14 protein-coding genes and 1 riboswitch are annotated in these 16581 nt (G+C 72.8%); of the genes, 7 read left to right on the forward strand and 7 right to left on the reverse strand.

Annotated features, from left to right (window positions below; translation table 11 throughout):
* Nucleotides 1-17: 17 nt before the first annotated feature.
* Nucleotides 18-1355 carry a hypothetical protein gene (locus OG403_RS29440; protein ID WP_329569701.1) on the reverse strand — a complete coding sequence of 446 codons (1338 nt, stop codon included), beginning with the start codon at nucleotides 1353-1355 and terminating at the stop codon, nucleotides 18-20.
* A gap of 152 nt (nucleotides 1356-1507) precedes the next feature.
* Between OG403_RS29440 and OG403_RS29445 the strand changes: the two genes are divergently transcribed.
* Nucleotides 1508-1963, forward strand: coding sequence for an ATP-binding protein (locus tag OG403_RS29445; RefSeq protein WP_329569703.1), 456 nt, complete (start codon nucleotides 1508-1510; stop codon nucleotides 1961-1963).
* An 18-nt stretch (nucleotides 1964-1981) separates the two neighbouring features.
* Here the strand turns inward: OG403_RS29445 and OG403_RS29450 are convergent, their stop codons facing one another.
* The gene (locus OG403_RS29450; protein ID WP_329569704.1) at nucleotides 1982-2518 is read right to left on the reverse strand and encodes a winged helix-turn-helix transcriptional regulator; all 537 of its coding nucleotides are present in this window, start codon (nucleotides 2516-2518) and stop codon (nucleotides 1982-1984) included.
* Between the two features lie 172 nt (nucleotides 2519-2690).
* Here OG403_RS29450 and OG403_RS29455 point away from each other — a divergent pair, with 172 nt between their 5' ends.
* Complete coding sequence (locus OG403_RS29455; RefSeq protein ID WP_329569705.1) at nucleotides 2691-4184, forward strand: MFS transporter; 1494 nt, start codon at nucleotides 2691-2693, stop codon at nucleotides 4182-4184.
* Nucleotides 4185-4236: 52 nt separating this feature from the next.
* On the opposite strand, the gene OG403_RS29460 is transcribed toward OG403_RS29455, so the two are convergent.
* Nucleotides 4237-4803, reverse strand: a complete 567-nt coding sequence (locus tag OG403_RS29460; protein WP_442911010.1) for a DNA-binding protein — start codon at nucleotides 4801-4803, stop codon at nucleotides 4237-4239.
* A gap of 132 nt (nucleotides 4804-4935) precedes the next feature.
* Nucleotides 4936-5113: riboswitch (M-box (ykoK) riboswitch) on the forward strand.
* Between the two features lie 268 nt (nucleotides 5114-5381).
* Between OG403_RS29460 and OG403_RS29465 the strand changes: the two genes are divergently transcribed.
* Nucleotides 5382-7031: an NRAMP family divalent metal transporter gene (locus OG403_RS29465; RefSeq protein ID WP_329569706.1), complete on the forward strand. Its 1650-nt coding sequence runs from the start codon at nucleotides 5382-5384 to the stop codon at nucleotides 7029-7031.
* 109 nt (nucleotides 7032-7140) lie between these two features.
* Here OG403_RS29465 and OG403_RS29470 read toward each other — a convergent pair whose 3' ends face one another.
* Nucleotides 7141-7554, reverse strand: a complete 414-nt coding sequence (locus tag OG403_RS29470) for an organic hydroperoxide resistance protein (RefSeq protein ID WP_329569708.1) — start codon at nucleotides 7552-7554, stop codon at nucleotides 7141-7143.
* Between the two features lie 157 nt (nucleotides 7555-7711).
* Between OG403_RS29470 and OG403_RS29475 the strand changes: the two genes are divergently transcribed.
* Nucleotides 7712-8227: a MarR family winged helix-turn-helix transcriptional regulator gene (locus OG403_RS29475; RefSeq protein ID WP_329569710.1), complete on the forward strand. Its 516-nt coding sequence runs from the start codon at nucleotides 7712-7714 to the stop codon at nucleotides 8225-8227.
* 25 nt (nucleotides 8228-8252) lie between these two features.
* On the opposite strand, the gene OG403_RS29480 is transcribed toward OG403_RS29475, so the two are convergent.
* Complete coding sequence (locus tag OG403_RS29480; protein WP_329569712.1) at nucleotides 8253-8996, reverse strand: N-acetyltransferase; 744 nt, start codon at nucleotides 8994-8996, stop codon at nucleotides 8253-8255.
* 27 nt (nucleotides 8997-9023) lie between these two features.
* Here OG403_RS29480 and OG403_RS29485 point away from each other — a divergent pair, with 27 nt between their 5' ends.
* Both OG403_RS29485 and OG403_RS29490 read left to right on the forward strand, forming a co-directional pair.
* A complete protein-coding gene (locus OG403_RS29485) occupies nucleotides 9024-9446 on the forward strand; it encodes a hypothetical protein (RefSeq protein WP_329569714.1) in 423 nt (140 codons plus the stop codon).
* 21 nt (nucleotides 9447-9467) lie between these two features.
* Nucleotides 9468-11477, forward strand: a complete 2010-nt coding sequence (locus tag OG403_RS29490; protein ID WP_329569716.1) for an FUSC family protein — start codon at nucleotides 9468-9470, stop codon at nucleotides 11475-11477.
* Between the two features lie 12 nt (nucleotides 11478-11489).
* On the opposite strand, the gene OG403_RS29495 is transcribed toward OG403_RS29490, so the two are convergent.
* Both OG403_RS29495 and OG403_RS29500 read right to left on the reverse strand, forming a co-directional pair.
* Entirely contained in the window at nucleotides 11490-13034 is a 1545-nt protein-coding gene (locus tag OG403_RS29495) for a carboxyl transferase domain-containing protein (protein WP_329569718.1), read from the reverse strand.
* A 23-nt stretch (nucleotides 13035-13057) separates the two neighbouring features.
* Nucleotides 13058-14587 (reverse strand): methionine--tRNA ligase, encoded by a 1530-nt coding sequence (locus OG403_RS29500; protein ID WP_329569720.1) that lies wholly within the window; start codon nucleotides 14585-14587, stop codon nucleotides 13058-13060.
* Between the two features lie 304 nt (nucleotides 14588-14891).
* Here OG403_RS29500 and OG403_RS29505 point away from each other — a divergent pair, with 304 nt between their 5' ends.
* Entirely contained in the window at nucleotides 14892-16529 is a 1638-nt protein-coding gene (locus OG403_RS29505; protein WP_329569722.1) for a chitinase, read from the forward strand.
* The last annotated feature ends 52 nt before the right edge of the window (nucleotides 16530-16581 follow it).

Below are 16581 nucleotides of genomic sequence, written 5' to 3' on the forward strand. Positions count from 1 at the left end.
CGCCGCCGCTCACCCCGTCACACCGCGGCCTTCTGCGCCGCCACCACCCGCACCCGCTCCCCGAGCCGCCGCACCGCGCGGCTGCCCGGGTGGGCGGCGACGCTGCGCCGCAGCACGTCGAAGTGCTCGTCACCGCGCGCGGTGGCCAGCGTGGTGTAGTCGTCCAGGAACTCGTCCCAGGTCACGCACCCTGCTTCGACATGGCCCAACTCCCACTGACGCGCCGCCAGTACCCCGTTCGCGTGCAGCCGGCCCTGGCGCTCGCTCGCCGGGCGTACCCGGTTGGACTGCCGCATCGCCTGGATCGAGCCCGGCAGGTCGCCCAGCGCGTAGAGCACGCTGCTGACGTGGAAGTGGTACGCCGACCAGTCGTAGCCGCCGACCGCGTCGTTGCGCCCGTCGGCCTTGGACAGCGCCTCCTCGGTCTGGCCCAGCCGGGCGAAGGCCAGGCGCTGGTCGCGCACCATGGCGGCGCCGTGCGCCTGCTGGCCGCGCAGGAACGCGGTCAGCCGGGGGCCGGCGGCCGGTGCGCACTCGGCGGCGGCATCCGCGTACTGCAGCGCGCGCGCTCCGTAGCCCAGGTTGGCCGCCTGTAACGCCATGCCGCGCAGGGTGCGGCAGTAGGTGACGTGGTCCTGGCCGTCCTGCGCCAGGGTCAGCGCCTCGGTGAAGTACTGCTGGCCCAGACCGTGCGCACGTTCGTACATCGCCATCCAGCCGGTCAGGTAGACCAGGTCGGAGGCGGCGGCGAGCATCGACTTCTTCACCTTCGGCGTGCCGTCCGCCTGCAGCCAGGGCATCACCGTGTTGGCCAGGAACGCGGCGCTCATCGGTCGGGCGTGACCGCCGCCCAACTCGTCGAGGATCGCCGCGATCCGCTCCGTCATCGCCCGGACCGTCTCCACCTCGCTCTCGCCGATCCGCACGGTGCGCCCCGCCCGCACCTCCTGGTTGGCGTTGTCCAGCCGCTGGGCCAGTTCGGTGTAGCCGGGGACCAGCATCGCGGCCGAGTAGAGCCCGGCGGTCAGCATGCTCCGGCGCGACGGGTCCATGTCACTGCGCACCAGGTCGGCCAGATCGCCCCCCGGCGTGCTGCCGGCCGGTGCCGGGCCGAAGCCCGCTTCCTGCGAGGTGACCGGGCGGCCGAGCCGCCGGGCGAAGGCCTCCGCCACCACCGGCCGGACGGCCGGCTTGGGACGGACGCCTTTCAGCCAGTGCGAGACCGCAGAGTGATCGTATGTCAGCTCCAGACCGGCGCTGCGGCCGATCCGGTTCACCGCGCGGGCCAGCTGGTCATTGCCCCAGCGGGCCTCGGCCAGCAGGGCGGCCAGCTGTCTGTTCGGCGTGCGTGTCATAGCTCCCCCTTGCTTGATTCACGTCGTTCACGGCTGAGCCCAGCATGAACCGTTCTCTTCTCGGGCGTAAGTCGGTTGACTGTGCATCAGCCGCTCGGGGACGGCGGAACCATGGTTCGGCCGCTCCCTGGATCGACGAGGAGATGCCCTACATGGAGCGCGAGTACCGTCCCCTGTCGGATGAATTCCAGGTCACCGCTGATGCCAGTGCCGTTCGGCGAGCTCGTGACCGGATCGTTGCCGTGGCCGCGGGTTGGGGGGTGCCGCTCGCCCTGGAGGCACAGGGGGACCTGCGGCTGTGCGCCAGTGAGGTGGTGACGAACGCGCTGGAGCACGGCGGCGGGGAGTGCCGGGTCACGGTGCGCTGGACCGGTCGGCAGCTCATGGTGGAAGTTGCCGACCGGTCCCGGCGTGCGCCGATGGTGCTCTGCCCGGCGGACGACCTGACCTCCGGACGCGGTCTGGCGCTGGTCCAGGCGCTGGCGGACAGCTGGGGCTGGGAGCCGAGCGAGTGGGGCAAGGTGGTCCGCTTCGCCTTCGCCGCCGCGCCGGTGCCGGCGGCGCCGGTCGGCCCTCGCTGCCCGTCGCTGGTGGTGCGCTCGGTGTGACCTACCCGGTGCCCGGCGTCAGTGCGGCCCCTCGGTCAGCACGGGGGTGAGCAGGGGCCGGGGCCGCGTCAGCGCCAGCGAGACCGGGTCGGTGCGCTGGCTGCGCCGGCCGTCGGGGGCCGGCCGCATGACGACATGGGCCGGGGTGACCGCGACCCCGCACGGGACGCAGATGCCGACCGGACTGATCCGGTTGCCGCACACGTCGTGGGTGAAGACGGTGATCGACGGGTGCTCGGCGGCGTGCCGCTCGCCCCAGCGGGCCAGCGCGTGCACCGGCTGCCAGAGTTCGAGGCCGGCCTCGGTCAGCAGGTACTCGTACCGCACCGGGGCGTCCTGGTAGGGCTCCTTGCGCAGCACGTCGGCCTCGACCAGGCTCCGCAGCCGCGCGGTGAGCACCGCCCGCGGGATGTCCAGATGGGCCAGGAAGTCGTTGAACCGGCGAACCCCGTAGAAGGCGTCGCGCACGATGAGCAGGCTCCACCGCTCGCCGACCACCTCCAGGGCGCGGGCGAGCGAGCAGTCCTGCTGGGCGTAGTCCGTTCCGAGCGCCATGGGAGCGAGTGTACTCGGTCGGTTCAATGAACAGACCGATGGTGTAGCTTGGGGGACGGGTCGGTTCATTCACCAGACCTACTGTGCCCGAGTGAGTTCATTCACCAGACCTAGGTGGTCGCAGATGTCTCCGGAGAGTCCCCGTCCGCACGTCCTGACGGACGGTCAGCCCGTGCGGGACCAGCCTGTGCGGGACCAGCCCGTGCAGGACCGGTCGGCGCAGGCCGGCCCAGGCCCGTCGGCCGCCTCGCGCGGCGCGCTTGACCCGAGTGGCCAGCGAGGCCCGCGCCCGACCCTGCTCACCGCTTGCTACGGCACCTTCCTGGTGCTGATCGCCTACACCCTGCCGACCACCACGCTGGCGCCCACCGCCGCCGCCCTGCACGCGGGTCCCGCCGCGCAGACCTGGATCCTCACCGGCGCGCTGCTCGGACTCACCGCGCTGCTGCTGATCATGGGCGGGGTCGCCGACGACCACGGCCGCAAGCGGGTGTTCGTGGCAGGCGCGCTGCTCCTCGCGGCGTCCGCCGCGCTGGCCGCGCTCGCCCCCGACACCGCCGTCTTCGTGACCGCCCGGGTGCTCCAGGGCGGCGCCTCGGCCGCGCTGCTCGCACCCAGTCTCGGCCTGCTCAGCCAGGCCTACCCGGTCGGCCCCGCCCGGGTCCGGGCGCTCGGCGGCTGGGGCGCGGCGGTCGGGCTCGGCATCGCGGTGGGCCCCGTCTACGCCGCGCTGCTGGCCGAACTCGCGGGCTGGCGTGCGGTCTACGCGCTGCTGGCGCTCCTGGCGCTGCTGCTCGCCGGGCTCGCCGTGCGCTGCCTCACCGAGTCCCGCAGCGACCGGCCGCGCCGCCTCGACCCACTGGGCGCCCTCACCCTGGCGGCCGGCACCGCCGCGCTGGTCGCCGGTCTGGCCGAGGGGCGCACCGGCTGGCTGCGCACCGTCCCGGTGGTGCTGCTCGTCCTCGGGGTGGCCGGACTGGCCGCGTTCGCGCTGGTGGAGTCCCGGGTGGCCGAGCCGATGCTGGACCTCGGGCTCTTCCGCGACCCCGGCTTCATCGCCGCCGGGGCGGGCGCGCTCTTCACCGGTCTGTCCATCGTCGGCCTGATGAGCTGCCTGCCCACCGTGCTGGAACGCGCGCTCGGCGAGACGCCGTTGGTGGCCGGGCTGGTGCTGGCGATCTGGTCCGGCCTGTCGGTGGTCGCCGCCCTGCAGTCCCGTCGGCTGGCCGACCGGTTCACCCCGATCACCCAGCTGGCCGCCGCCCTGCTGGCCTGCGCGCTCGGTGAGGCCGCCCTCTACGGGCTGACGCCCGACGCCGGTTGGCCCCGGCTGGTCCCCGGCCTGGCGCTGGCCGGTCTGGGCAGCGGCGTGCTCAACGCGGCCCTGGCCCGACTCGCCGTCAGCAGCGTGCCGGCCCATCGCGCGGCCATGGGCTCCGGCGCCAACAACACCGCCCGCTACCTGGGTTCGGCCCTCGGCGTCGCCCTGGCCCTGGCCCTGATCGGCTCCGCCCACTCAGCCGCCGGGCCGGCCGCCGCGACGGCCGCGGGCGCCGACCGCGCGATCGTGGTGGCGGTGGCCCTCTGCCTGCTCGGCGCGGTGATCGCCCTCTGGGTCCGCGCGGCGGCCCGGCCCGGAGGCCGGACGGCGGGCCACCGCCGGTAGCGGCGGCCGCTGTCTCTCCCGGCCCGCCGGGCGGACAGCTCCCCGGTCGCGGTCAGTCGGTCGCGGCCGCCCCCGCCCCCGCTCCCGCCCCCGCCCCCGCCCCCGCCCCCGCCCCCGCTCCCGCCCCCGGTGCCGCCCCCGCTCCCGCCCCCGGTGCCGGTGACGAAGCCGCTGCCGCGACTGCCGAGCGCCCGGCCAGCCGCTCGTACCGCTGGCGGGCCGCCTGCGGGGTGCCCAGGCCCAGACCGAACGCCACCTCCTGCCAGGTGAGTCCGCGCCCGCGTGCCATCCCGAGCAGTCCGGCCTCCAGGTCGTCCATCTCGGCCCGGGCCAGCGGGACCAGGCTGAGCGCGGCCAGGATGTCGCTGCGGTCCACCTCCGGCTCGCCCGCCTCGGCCGTCGCGGTGCCGCTGAGCAGCAGGCTGACCAGACGGATCGCCTCGTGCGGGGCGAGGACCGCGGGGTGCACCTGGCGTCGGCGCTGCTCGTCGGTGGCGGCGTGCCGCTCGGCTATCCGGAAGAGCGAGGTGTACTCGCGCTGGGCCCGCGCCTGGTCGGGATCCGGCACCGCGAACGGATCGACGGGTCCGACCGGATCGGCAGAGTGAGTTGATGCCATGTCAGCACTCTGGTCGAGGCTTCAATCAGTTGTCAATGTTCACTTGTGAACAACCTGTTCATCAGTCAAAGTTTGGTAATCGCGGGCGCTTCGATGTGGGCGCGGGTCTATGCTGATTAGCGTTCAATGAAGAAGGCACCTCGTTCGGTGAGGCGTCTTCACGGACACAGGCCACTGATCCCAACCGTCGAGAGACGCTCCGGATCAGGACAGATCTTCCCGACCTAAGGGTTGATCCCAAGTGGCTTCCGGCTCAACCGAGTCGGATCACGCCGTGAAGTGCCAAAGCTCTGACGAGTTGGGGTGAGCTGGTCCTCGGGGCCGGCGAGCTCCTTGCCGTGTCGTCATGCGCAGCGGTCCGTCGCGCGCACCGGCCGGGAGGAGGCGAGAGACAGACTCATGGATTGCAGTAGTCCGGGCCACAGTTGCCCCTACCCCCGCTTGTCCTCGTACTTCTTCGGCTCGCGGTAACCACCTCGGCAAGCTTCACCCGTACAGGTGCGGGCACCTGTTCCGAGGTCTGCTGCCGCGTGCCCCCGAACTCCCCCTGAATCGTTGGGGGCTGAGGGAGGTTCACCATGACCACCAACGTGACACTCGACTCGAAGGTTCCGGCGGCGCGCAGCGCGGTGCTGGATGATGCGCACCTGGGCGATATCAAGGGTGCGCTGGGCACGATCAGGCTGGATGACACGGCTGACCGCAAGGGTCTGTCGGCGAAGCTGAAGACGCTGCTGGCGATTGTCGGTCCGGGTCTGATCGTGATGGTCGGCGACAACGACGCCGGGGCGTTCTCGACGTACGGCCAGGCGGGGCAGAACTACGGTACGCATCTGCTGTGGACGCTGCTGCTGCTGGTTCCGGTGCTGTACGTGAACCAGGAGATGGTGCTGCGGCTGGGTGCGGTGACCGGTGTGGGGCACGCGCGGCTGATCCTGGAGCGGTTCGGGAAGTTCTGGGGCGCGTTCAGCGTGATCGACCTGTTCCTGCTGAACGGGTTGACGCTGGTGACGGAGTTCATCGGGGTGACGCTGGCGGCGGGGTATCTGGGGCTGCCGAAGGTGGCGTCGGTGGTGCTGGCGGCGGCGGTGATCATCGCTTCGGCGTTCACGGGGTCGTTCCAGCGTTTCGAGCGGATCGCGGTGGCGCTGTGCGCGGGGTCGCTGCTGCTGGTGCCGATCTACTTCATGGTCCACCCGAGGACCTCGCAGCTGGCGCATGACTTCGTGGTGCCGGACATGCCGGGTGGTACGGGGCAGTTGGCGACGGTGATGCTGCTGATCATCTCGATCGTGGGGACGACGGTGGCGCCGTGGCAGTTGTTCTTCCAGCAGTCGTATGTGATCGACAAGCGGATCACGCCGCGGTTCATGAAGTACGAGAAGGCCGATCTGTGGATCGGGATCGTGATCGTGGTCGTGGGTGCGGCGGCGATGATGGGTTTCACGGCGGCGGCGTTCGCGGGTACGGACGGGTTCGGGAACTTCACGGACGCGGGTGCGGTGGCGAAGGGGCTGGCGGACCATGGTGGCAAGGTGGTCGGGGTGCTGTTCGCGATCGCGTTGCTGGACGCGTCGATCATCGGTGCGTTCGCGGTGTCGCTGTCGACGGCGTATGCGATCGGTGATGTGTTCGGGATGAAGCACTCGCTGCACCGCGGGGTCGGTGGGGCGAAGGGGTTCTACGCGGTGTATGCGGGTCTGGTGTGTGCGGCGGCGGCGATCGTGCTGGCGTCCAGTGACCACACGCTGGGTCTGCTGACGCAGGGTGTGCAGGTGCTGGCGGGTGTGCTGCTGCCGTCGGCGTCGGTGTTCCTGCTGCTGCTGTGCAATGACAAGCAGGTGCTGGGGCCGTGGTCGAACGGGCCCAAGGTGAACGCGTTCACCTCGGCGGTGGTGGGGGTGCTGGTGACGCTGTCGGTGATCCTGACCGCTTCGGTGCTCTTCCCGGACATCACCTCGCGGCAGATCCTGGACATCATGGCCGGCTGCGGTGTGGTGGGTGTCCTGGTCGCCGGCTTCGCCTTCACCCGCAGGTTCGGAACCAGCACTGCCGCGAGCTCTCCGTCGGAGGCTGCGGGAGACTGGCGGATGCCGCCGCTGGAGACCCTGACCCGCCCGGTGATGTCCACCGGCCGCAAGGTCGGCATGGGCGCACTGCGCGGCTACCTGTTCATCGCGCTGATCCTGGTGGTCGTCAAGCTGGTCGGGACCGCGCTCGGCCACTGAAGAACGGACCGCGCGGTCGGCTCGGAAACGGGCGAGGCGCCCCCGGGACGGCGAACCGTCAGGTTCGGCCCGGTGGGCGCCTCGACAGACCCGAGCGAGCTGCGCGTGCCTACTCGACGACCACGGTGACCGGGATGTTGCCGCGGGTCGCCTTGGAGTACGGGCAGTACGCGTGCGCCTGCTCGACCAGTGCCTGGCCCTGCTCGCCCTGCAGGCTGTCCGGGAGCTCGACCCGCAGCGTGACGGCGAGGCCGAAGCCGCCGTCGGTGTCCTTGCCGATGCTGACCTCGGCGGTGACCGAGGCGTCCTTGGTGTCGATCTTCGCGGCCCGGCCGACCGCGCCCAGGGCGCTGGCGAAGCAGGCCGCGTAGCCGGCGGCGAAGAGCTGCTCGGGGTTGGTGCCCTCGCCGTTGCCGCCCAGGGCCGCCGGGAACGCGAGCTGGAGGTCGAGTCGGCCGTCGGAGCTCACCGTGCGGCCCTCTCGGCCGTTGGCGGTGGCGGCAGCGGTGTACAGCGCATCCATCGGAATCGTCCTTCGTCCGTCGTCGATCACCCGGCGGGGTGCCCGGGTGGGCCGGCCGAGTGGTGTTCGGCCGAGTGGTTCGGCCGCTCCACCAGCATGGCACGCGATTCAGTTGTGCGCAACCAAGTGATGCGCGATCGAGTTGTATCCTTGAGGCATGGCCACCGTGAACCCGAGCAGCCCGCCGTCCCCGACCGGCGACGGCCTGCCCGCCGACCTCGACCTGCTCCAGCTCGACCTCCAGGTCTGCTTCGCCGTGCACGCCGCTGCCCGCTCCTTCGACCGGGTCTACCGCCGGCTGCTCCAGGACCTCGGTCTGACCTACCCGCAGTACCTGGTGATGCTGACGCTCTGGGAGCACGGTGATCTGCCGGTCAAGCGGCTCGGCGAACTGCTGCGGCTCGACTCCGGCACGCTCTCGCCGCTGCTGAAGCGGCTGGACGCGGCCGGCCTGGTGCTGCGTGAGCGCAGCCCCCAGGACGAGCGCTCGGTGATCGTCCGCCTCACCGCCGAGGGCACCGCGCTGCGCGGCGCCGCCCAGCGGGTGCCCCGGCAGATCGCGGTCGCGAGCGGGCTGACGGCCGCGCAGGGCGTCGAGCTGCGCACCCGGCTCGAGCAACTGACCGCCACCCTGGACATGTTCGGCACCGAGCCGGCGGCCGGCGAGGCCTGAGCGGGCCGCCGCCTCGGCGTCGCGGTCAGCGCAGGGCGTGCCGGACCCAGACGTTCGGTTCGACGTAGCTGACCACGTCCCGCTCCGGCGAGCAGTGCGCGGGTACCAGGCCGTCCGGCACCAGGACCGGGCCCGGTGCGTCGAACGGCAGGCCGGTCCAGGCACGCCACTGCGCGGTGGAGCCGGTGACCGTCATCGAGCAGGGCGCGACCGAGTCGATCACGCCGCCGGCCCGTACGTGGGTGCGCAGCCAGGCGTCGACCGGCAGGCCGTCCGCCCGGGTGCGCAGCGCGTACTCGCCCATCGGGCTGTCGGGTTCGAGGTGCTTGCCGGTCGGTCGCACCGGGGCGACCAGCTCGGCGAAGCCGCGCGAGCGGGCATTCTCGCGCAGCGCGGCCAGCAGCACGGCCGACAGGCCCTGGCCGAGCCGGTCCGCCCGCACGGTGACGTCGATCGCGCTCACCGTGTCTGCCGGAGTGCCGCGCCGCAGGTCCTGGAACGCCCAGACCAGCACCTTGTCCCAGCCGCCGGCCGGCAACTCGCCGCGCCCCGGCCCGTGCAGCGCGAACGGCACGCTGTGGCCGCGGGCCACCACGACGCCGTCCGGGTCGGTCGCCACCATGGTGAACTCGGGAAAAACCTGGTCGAGTTCTCCGAAGTGGGCGAGCCCGACCAGGTCGTTCAGAATGAACTCCGGCCAGGTGTCGGGGAACCAGAGCGACTCGGCGAGGTGCGGCCGTTCGGCCAGCGTGGTGATCATGAATTCCATACGGCGCAGGGTAGCTAGGATGACCGGGTGTTCGATCGGTTGGGGATCCAGGTGCTGGCGCCGGGGCCTCGGTTCGCGGCCCAGACGCGGTTCTGGGTGAACGGCGAGGACCTGGTGGAACAGGCGGTCGGCCCCGGGGGCTACGGGCCGAGCGCGGTCAGCGTGTTCCCCGTCGGCCGCCCCGGTCTGCTGCGGGCGACCGGCGAGCCGCGGCGCGTGGAGCTGGGAGAGCCGGAGTGCACCGGTGGCTGCTGCGGCTTCCTCTCCGCCGTCGTGCAGCGGTTCGGGAACGTCGTCCGCTGGTCGGACTGGGAGGTTCCCGCCGACGGAACCCGGCCGCTGGAGTTCGACTTCGAGGCGGACCGGTACGAGGCCGAGCTGGCCCGCGTCGAGGCGCCTGGCTGGCGGCGGCGCGGGCGGGCGCGCTCGCGCCTTCCGGGACGGGAATGAACGACGCGCGAGGATCATCCGATGAGCAGCGCTGAGACCGATTCCGCCGGCCGACTGACCCCGCCTCCCTGGCTGGTCCGCACGCTGCGTCCGCAGCCCACCCCCGTGCCCAGGGCAGCCGCGGTGCGCGCGGCCGTCGGGATGGCGCTGCCGGTGGCTGTCGGCTTCGCCACCGGGCAGAGCGCCGACGGAGCGCTGGTCGCGATGGGGGCACTCGGCGCCGTGCTCGGGGACACCGCCGACGCCTACCGGCTGCGGGTGTTCAACATCGCCGTGCCGCAGCTCTTCGCCGCCGCCGGACTGGCGCTCGGCGAGCAGGTGTACGGGCACGGCTGGGTGGCGGTCGCCGCCCTCACCGGGCTCGCGCTGGTGGCCGGGATGATCAGCACGATCGGCGCGGTCTCCTCCGCCATCGGGCTCAACGTGCTGCTGATGGCGGTGATCGGCGCCGGCCTGCCGTTCCCGCCGCCCTGGTGGCACGGTCCCCTGCTGATCCTGCTCGGCGCCGCGCTGATCCTGGCGATGGCGCTGCTCGCCTGGCCGGTCCGGTCCCGGGTCCCCGAACGGGACGCGGTCGCCGACGCCTACCGGCAGACCGCCGACCTGCTCGACGCCGCCGGCGGCGAGCACTGGAGCGAGGTGCGCGCCCGGCTGACCGGGGCCCTCGACCACGCCTACGACCTGCTGCTCAGCCGCCGCGCGCTGGCCCCGGGGCGCAGCCAGGGGATGTCCCGCCTGATGGCACTGCTGGGCGCGCTGACACCGCTGATCGAGGCCGCCCCCGCCGTGCACGCGGCGGGCGGCGCGCTGGGCGGCCAACTGGCGGGCGAGGTGCGGCGGATCGCGCGGGCGGTGGGGGCCGGGCAGCCGCTCGCGGTGGACGCCGTGTCGGAGCGCGAACCGACCACCCCCGTGGAACGGGCCGCGGCTGCCGCCGTCCTGCACGCGCGGGAGGTGCTGGCGGGCAAGCACCAGTCGCTCGCGGCCTCCGCCGCGCTGCGCCCGACCCCGCTGCGGGTCCGGGCCCGGTCCAGGGCCCGTGAGGTACTGCTGTCGGCCGCCTCCTGGCACTACGGCCTGCGGCTGGCGCTCTGCCTGGGGTTGGCCCAGGCGCTGGTCTCCACCATCGCCGTGCCGCGCTCCTACTGGGTGCCGCTGACCGTGACCTTCGTCCTGAAGCCGGACTTCGGCTCGGTCTTCTCCCGCGCGGTGCTGCGTGCGCTGGGGACCGCCGTCGGCCTGGTGCTGGCCACCGCCGTGCTGGCGGTGGTGCCGCGCGGGGGCTGGGAGGTGCCGGTGGTGGCCGTGCTGGCGGCGGCGCTGCCGGTGGTCTCGCGGCGCAGCTACGGGCTGCAGACGATGGTGATCACACCGCTGATCCTGATCTTCTCCGACCTGCTGAACCATCAGGGTGTGCACCTGCTGGTGCCCCGGCTGGTGGACAGCCTGCTCGGCTGCGCGATCGTGCTGGTCGCGGGGTACGCGCTGTGGCCGGAGAGCTGGCACTCGCGGGTCGGCGCCCGGCTCGCGGACGCGGTGGAGGACGTGGCCCGGTACCTGGAGTGCGCGTTCGCGGGGGAGTGGGACGGGGACGGGGACGGCGGTGCCGCTGCGCCCGCGGCGGCACCGCAGGCTGGTGGCCGGGCGCGGCTGCGGCGCCGGCTCTACCGCGATCTGGCCGGTCTGCGCACCGAGTTCCAGCGCGCCCTGGGCGAACCGCCGCCGGTGGGTGCGCGGGCCGCCGCCTGGTGGCCGCTGCTGGTGGCGGTGGAACGGGTGATCGATGCCGGCACCGCGGCTGCCGTGCAGACCGCCCAGGGCGCCAGGCCGCCGGAACCCGCCGAGGTGACGGCCGCGACCGCCGACCTGCGCGCCCTCGCCGCGGCGATCCGCGCCGACGGCACCGAACTCGCGCCGCCCCGCGACGACCTCGCCGCCGACACCCCGCTGGCCGGTGTCCGCCGTGAGGTGGCCGCCGCGCGCTCGGCCCTGGCGGGCCCGGCCGGGGTGGCGCCGCGGGCAGGCGGCTGAGCTGCCCTGCCGTCAGCGGGCCAGGCCCCGGAAGCGGGCCAGCCGGGGGCCAGGTGGGGTGAGCCGGGTCGCGTGGGCGAGCTCCTCGCGCAGGGCGCTGACGGTGCGTCGGATGAACGCGCCCGGCTCCTCGGCCGCCGGTACCGGTTCCGGCAGGATGCGGTCGATCACGCCTTCCGCCGCCAGTTCCACCGCCCCGATCCGCTGCTGTTCGGCGAGTTGCGGGGCGTGCTCGGGGGTGCGGTGCAGGATCACCGAGGCGCCCTCCGGGGGGAGGGGGGAGAGCCAGGCGTGTTCGGCGGCCAGCGTGCGGTCGGCGGGCAGCAGGGCGAGCGCCGCGCCGCCCGCGCCCTCGCCGAGCAGCAGGCTGACCACCGGGACCGGCAGCGTGCTCAACTCGGCCACGCAGCGGGCGATCTCCCCGGCCAGCGCGCCCTCTTCGGCGGACCGGCTGAGCAGCGCGCCGTGGGTGTCGATGACGGTGAGCAGCGGCAGGCGCAGTTCGGCGGCGAGCCGCATGCCGCGCCGGGCCGTGCGCAGGGCGCCGGGGCCGACCGGACCGTGCACGGCCGCCGCCGCCCGGTCGTGGCCGACCACCACGCAGCGCTGGTCGCCGAACCGGGCCAGCGCCAGGCGCAGCGCGTCGTCCCGCTCACCGGCTCCGGTGCCCGACAGCGGGACCAGGGTGTCGGCCTCGCCCAGGAGTTCGACCAGCCCAGGGCGGCCCGGCTCCCGGGTCCGACCGACGGACTCCCAGACCGGGACGGTGCGCGAAACCGTGGGTTCGTCCACCGAACCCATCGGTTCATTCACCGAACTGATCAGTTCGTTCACCGAACTCATCAGTTCACCCACCGAACCCCCGGGTTCGGCCAGCAGATCCAGGGCCGCCGTCAGCCAGCCCCGCAGCTGATCCGCAGTCAGTACCGCGTCCACGGTGCCGAACCGCTCCAGATGCTCGGCCCGCTGCACCCCCTCGGGGAACGGCTCCCCGTACAGCGCCTGGTACACCCGTGGGCCCAGGAAGCCCACCAGGGCACCGGGCTCGGCGGTGGTCAACTGGCCGAGTGAGCCCCAGGAGGCGAGCACCCCGCCGGTGGTGGGGTGCCGCAGGTGGACCAGGTAGGGCAGCCCGGCGGCCTTGTGCGCGGTGACGGCGTTGGCGATGGCGATCATCCGGACGAACGCGGGCGTCCCCTCCTGCATCCGGGTGCCGCCGGAGGCCGGGAAGCCGATCAGCGGCAGCCGCTCCGCCGTCGCCCGCTCCACCGCACGCAGCAGCCGGGCGGCGGTCGCGGTGCCGATCGAGCCGGCCAGGAAGGTGAACTCGCTGAGCAGCACGGCCACCCGGTGCCCGCCGATCCGGCCCTCCCCGGTGATCGCCGCCTCGTCCGCCCCGCTGCGGGCCCGCGCCCGGGCCAGGTCGTCGGCGTACGACGCGCCGTCGTCGCGGTACTGCGGCGGCTCGTCCCAACTGCGGAACGAGCCGCCGTCGAGCACCTGGTCGGCGAAGACCAGGGCGGCGGGCACTACGGGCGTCGAGGTCGGTTCGTCCACACGACCAAGTCTCCAGATCCCCCCTACCCCTGGACAACCCCCGACTTGATCACAGCCAGTCGGGCGAACAGGGGTTTCGGATCCGGCAACCGTCCGTCCTCCCCGGCGGTGCACTGCGCGGCCACCGCCCGCGCCGCCTGCGGGACGAACGGCGTGAGCAGCGCGGCGAGGGTCCGGCAGGCGTGCAGCAGCGTGGCGAGCGTGGCGTCCAGCAGGTCGGCGCTCTCCGGTGAGCGCGCCAACTCCCAGGGGCGGCGCTGGTCGATCGTGCGGTTGGCGGCCTCCAGCACCCGCCAGGCCGCGGCGGTCGCGCGCCGGAAGTCGTAGGCGTCCAGCGCCGCGGTCACCTCACCGGGCGCGGCCCGGCAGACCTCCAGCAAGGCGTCGCCGACCGGCTCGGGCGCGGGCTCGAGCTCGGGACCGCGCCCGTCCCGGTAGCGGTGGACCATGGTGACCACCCGGTTGACCAGGTTGCCCAGGCCCCCGGCCAGGTCCGCGTCCGCCCGGGCCACCAGCCGCTCGACCGTGAAGTCGGTATCCCCGACTTTCGCCACCTCGCGCAGCAGCCACCAGCGCACCGCGTCCGTCCCGTACCGGTCGACCAGCTCGGTCGGGTCCACCACGTTGCCGGCGGACTTGCTGATCTTCCGACCGTCCACCGTCAGGTAGTCGTGCACCAGCACGTCGGTGGGCAGCGGCAGGCCGGCCGACAGCAGCATGGCCGGCCAGTACACGGCGTGGAACCTCAGCACCCCTTTTCCGACCAGGTGGACCCGGCGCTCGCTGCCCAGCCACCAGTCCTGGAAGGCGCGGTCCTCGGAGCCGTACCCCAGGCCGGTGAGGTAGTTGCCGAGCGCGTCCCACCACACGTACACCACCTGCTCCGGGTCGCCCGGGACCGGGATGCCCCAGCCCCTGGCCCGGGTGTGCGAGCGCGAGATCGAGAAGTCGTGCAGACCGCCGTCCAGCAGGGCGAGCACCTCGTTGCGGCGGGCGGCCGGCTCGATCCGCAGCCGGCCCTCGGCGATCGCCGCGCGCAGCGGCTCGGTGTAGCGGGAGAGGCGGAAGAACCAGTTCTCCTCGGCGACCGTCTGGGGCTCGGTGCCGTGTTCCGCGCACCGCCCGTCGACCAGTTCGCCGGGGGTGTAGAACTGCTCGCACCCGACGCAGTACAGGCCTTCGTAGTGCTTGCGGTACAGGTCGCCGGCGGCGGCGCAGCGGCGCCAGAGCGCGGCCACCCCGGCGGCGTGGCGCGGGTCGCGGCTGGTCCGGATGAAGTCGTCGAGGCTGATCGCCAGCGGTTCGTGCAACGCCTCGAAGGCGGCGGCGTTGCGGTCGACGAACTCGGCGACCTCGAGCCCGGCGGCCTCGGCGGCGAGCACGTTCTTCAGCGAGTTGTCGTCCGTCCCGCCCAGCAGGCGGACCTGCTCGCCGCGCAGCCGCCGGTGCCGGGCCAGCACGTCGGCCTGCACCAGCTCCAGCGCGAAGCCGAGGTGGGGACGGGCGTTGACGTAGGGGATGGTGGTGGTCAGGTAGGTGCGCGGTGCGTTCATCGAACCCTCCGGATGAGTGGCGGAAAGGGGGTTCGGGGCCGCGGTGCTGAGCTGGGAAAAGCAACGAGGCCCCGACCTGGTGGCGGGGCCTCGGATACCTGAACGTCCGTCAGCGACAGCCCCGCCTGCGGGGCATCATCTGGTCAACGTTCACGGTGAAGGTCATGGCCGGGATCGTAGCAGACCATTGACACGGACACCCCGGGCCGCTGCACTGGTCTGGACCACAGGGGCATACTCGCGGGGTCGCTCCCCGTATTGCCCCGAACCGTCCGGCAGTTGAGACAGCAGGAGCATCCCCCACATGCGCAGTCTCGTCAGACCCCGCAGCCTGGCCGCGATGGCCACCGCCTGGGCACTCGCGGTGGCCGGCGCGGCCGGCCTCACCCTCGGCCTGGCCCCCACCGCCTCGGCCGGTGAGTTCCTGGTCAACGGCGGCTTCGAGAGCGGCACCCTGGCTCCCTGGAGCTGCGACGGCAGTACCGGAAGCGTCGTCACCGGCCATCCGCACAGCGGAACTTACGCACTCGCCGGGGCGGCCACCGCCGCCGACGACGCGCAGTGCACGCAGACCGTCGCCGTCGCGCCGAACACCAGCTACACGCTCAGCGCCTACGTCAACGGCGCCTACGTCTACCTGGGCGTGGACGGTGGCGCCGACACCTGGACGCCGAGCACCGGCGGGGCGTACCAGCAGCTCTCGGTCGGCTTCACCACGGGAGCGAGCCAGACCAGCGCCACGGTCTACCTGCACGGGTGGTACGGGCAGGGGACGTACTACGCGGACGACGTGTCCCTCACCGGCCCGGGCGGCCCGAGCCCGACACCCACACCCACACCCACTCCGACGCCGACCCCAACCCCGACCCCAACCACCACCCCCACCCCGCCGGGCGGCGGCGGCCTCCCCACCCACGCCCTGGTCGGCTACCTGCACGAGAGCTTCGCCAACGGCGCCGGCTACCTGAAGATGTCCGATGTCCCCGACTCCTGGAACATCATCGACCTCGCCTTCGCCGAGCCCACCTCGGTGACCTCCGGCGACATCCAGTTCACCCGCTGCCCCCTCAGCGACTGCCCGACCGAGGAGTCGGACGCCGACTTCAAGGCCGCCATCGCCGCCAAGCAGGCCGAGGGCAAGAAGGTGCTGCTCTCCATCGGCGGTGCCAACGGTGAGGTCCAACTCACCACCACCGCGGCCCGGGACGAGTTCGTCAGCTCGGTCTCCGCGATCATCGACCAGTGGGGCCTGGACGGCCTGGACGTCGACTTCGAGAACCAGTCGCTCGCCCTCAACCCCGGCGACACCGACTTCAAGAACCCGACCACCCCGGTCATCGTCAACACCATCTCGGCCCTGCAGACGCTCAAGGCCAAGTACGGCCCGAACTTCGTGCTGACCATGGCGCCCGAGACCTTCTTCGTCCAACTCGGCTACCAGTTCTACGGTCCCGGCCCCAACAACGCCCAGGACCCGCGGGCCGGCGCCTTCCTGCCGGTGATCTACGCACTGCGCGACGACCTGACCCTGCTGACCGTCCAGGACTACAACTCCGGCCCCATCATGGGCCTGGACAACCAGTACCACACGATGGGCGGCGCCGACTTCCCCATCGCGATGGCCGACATGCTGCTCGCCGGCTTCCCGGTGGCGGGCGACACCAGCGACATGTTCCCGCCCCTCGCCCCCTCCCAGGTGGCGATCGGCCTGCCGGCCGACAGCTACGCGGGCAACGGGTACCTGGCCCCGAGTGTGGTGGACCAGGCGCTGGACTGCCTGACCAAGGGCGCCAACTGCGGTGGCTACCTGCCGCGCAGCAGCCCGCAGCCCGAGCTGCGCGGCCTGATGGCCTGGTCGATCAACTGGGACCAGTACAGCGGCAACGAGTTCTCCGGCAACTTCCAGAGCTACTTCGGCAGCACACCCGCGGCCAAGCCCTGAAGTCCCTTGCGGCCGTTGCTCCTTCGGCCCGTGGTCGGCCGGCTGTCCGGCT

This window comes from Kitasatospora sp. NBC_01266, from assembly GCF_036242395.1.
Classification (GTDB): Bacteria; Actinomycetota; Actinomycetes; order Streptomycetales; family Streptomycetaceae; genus Kitasatospora.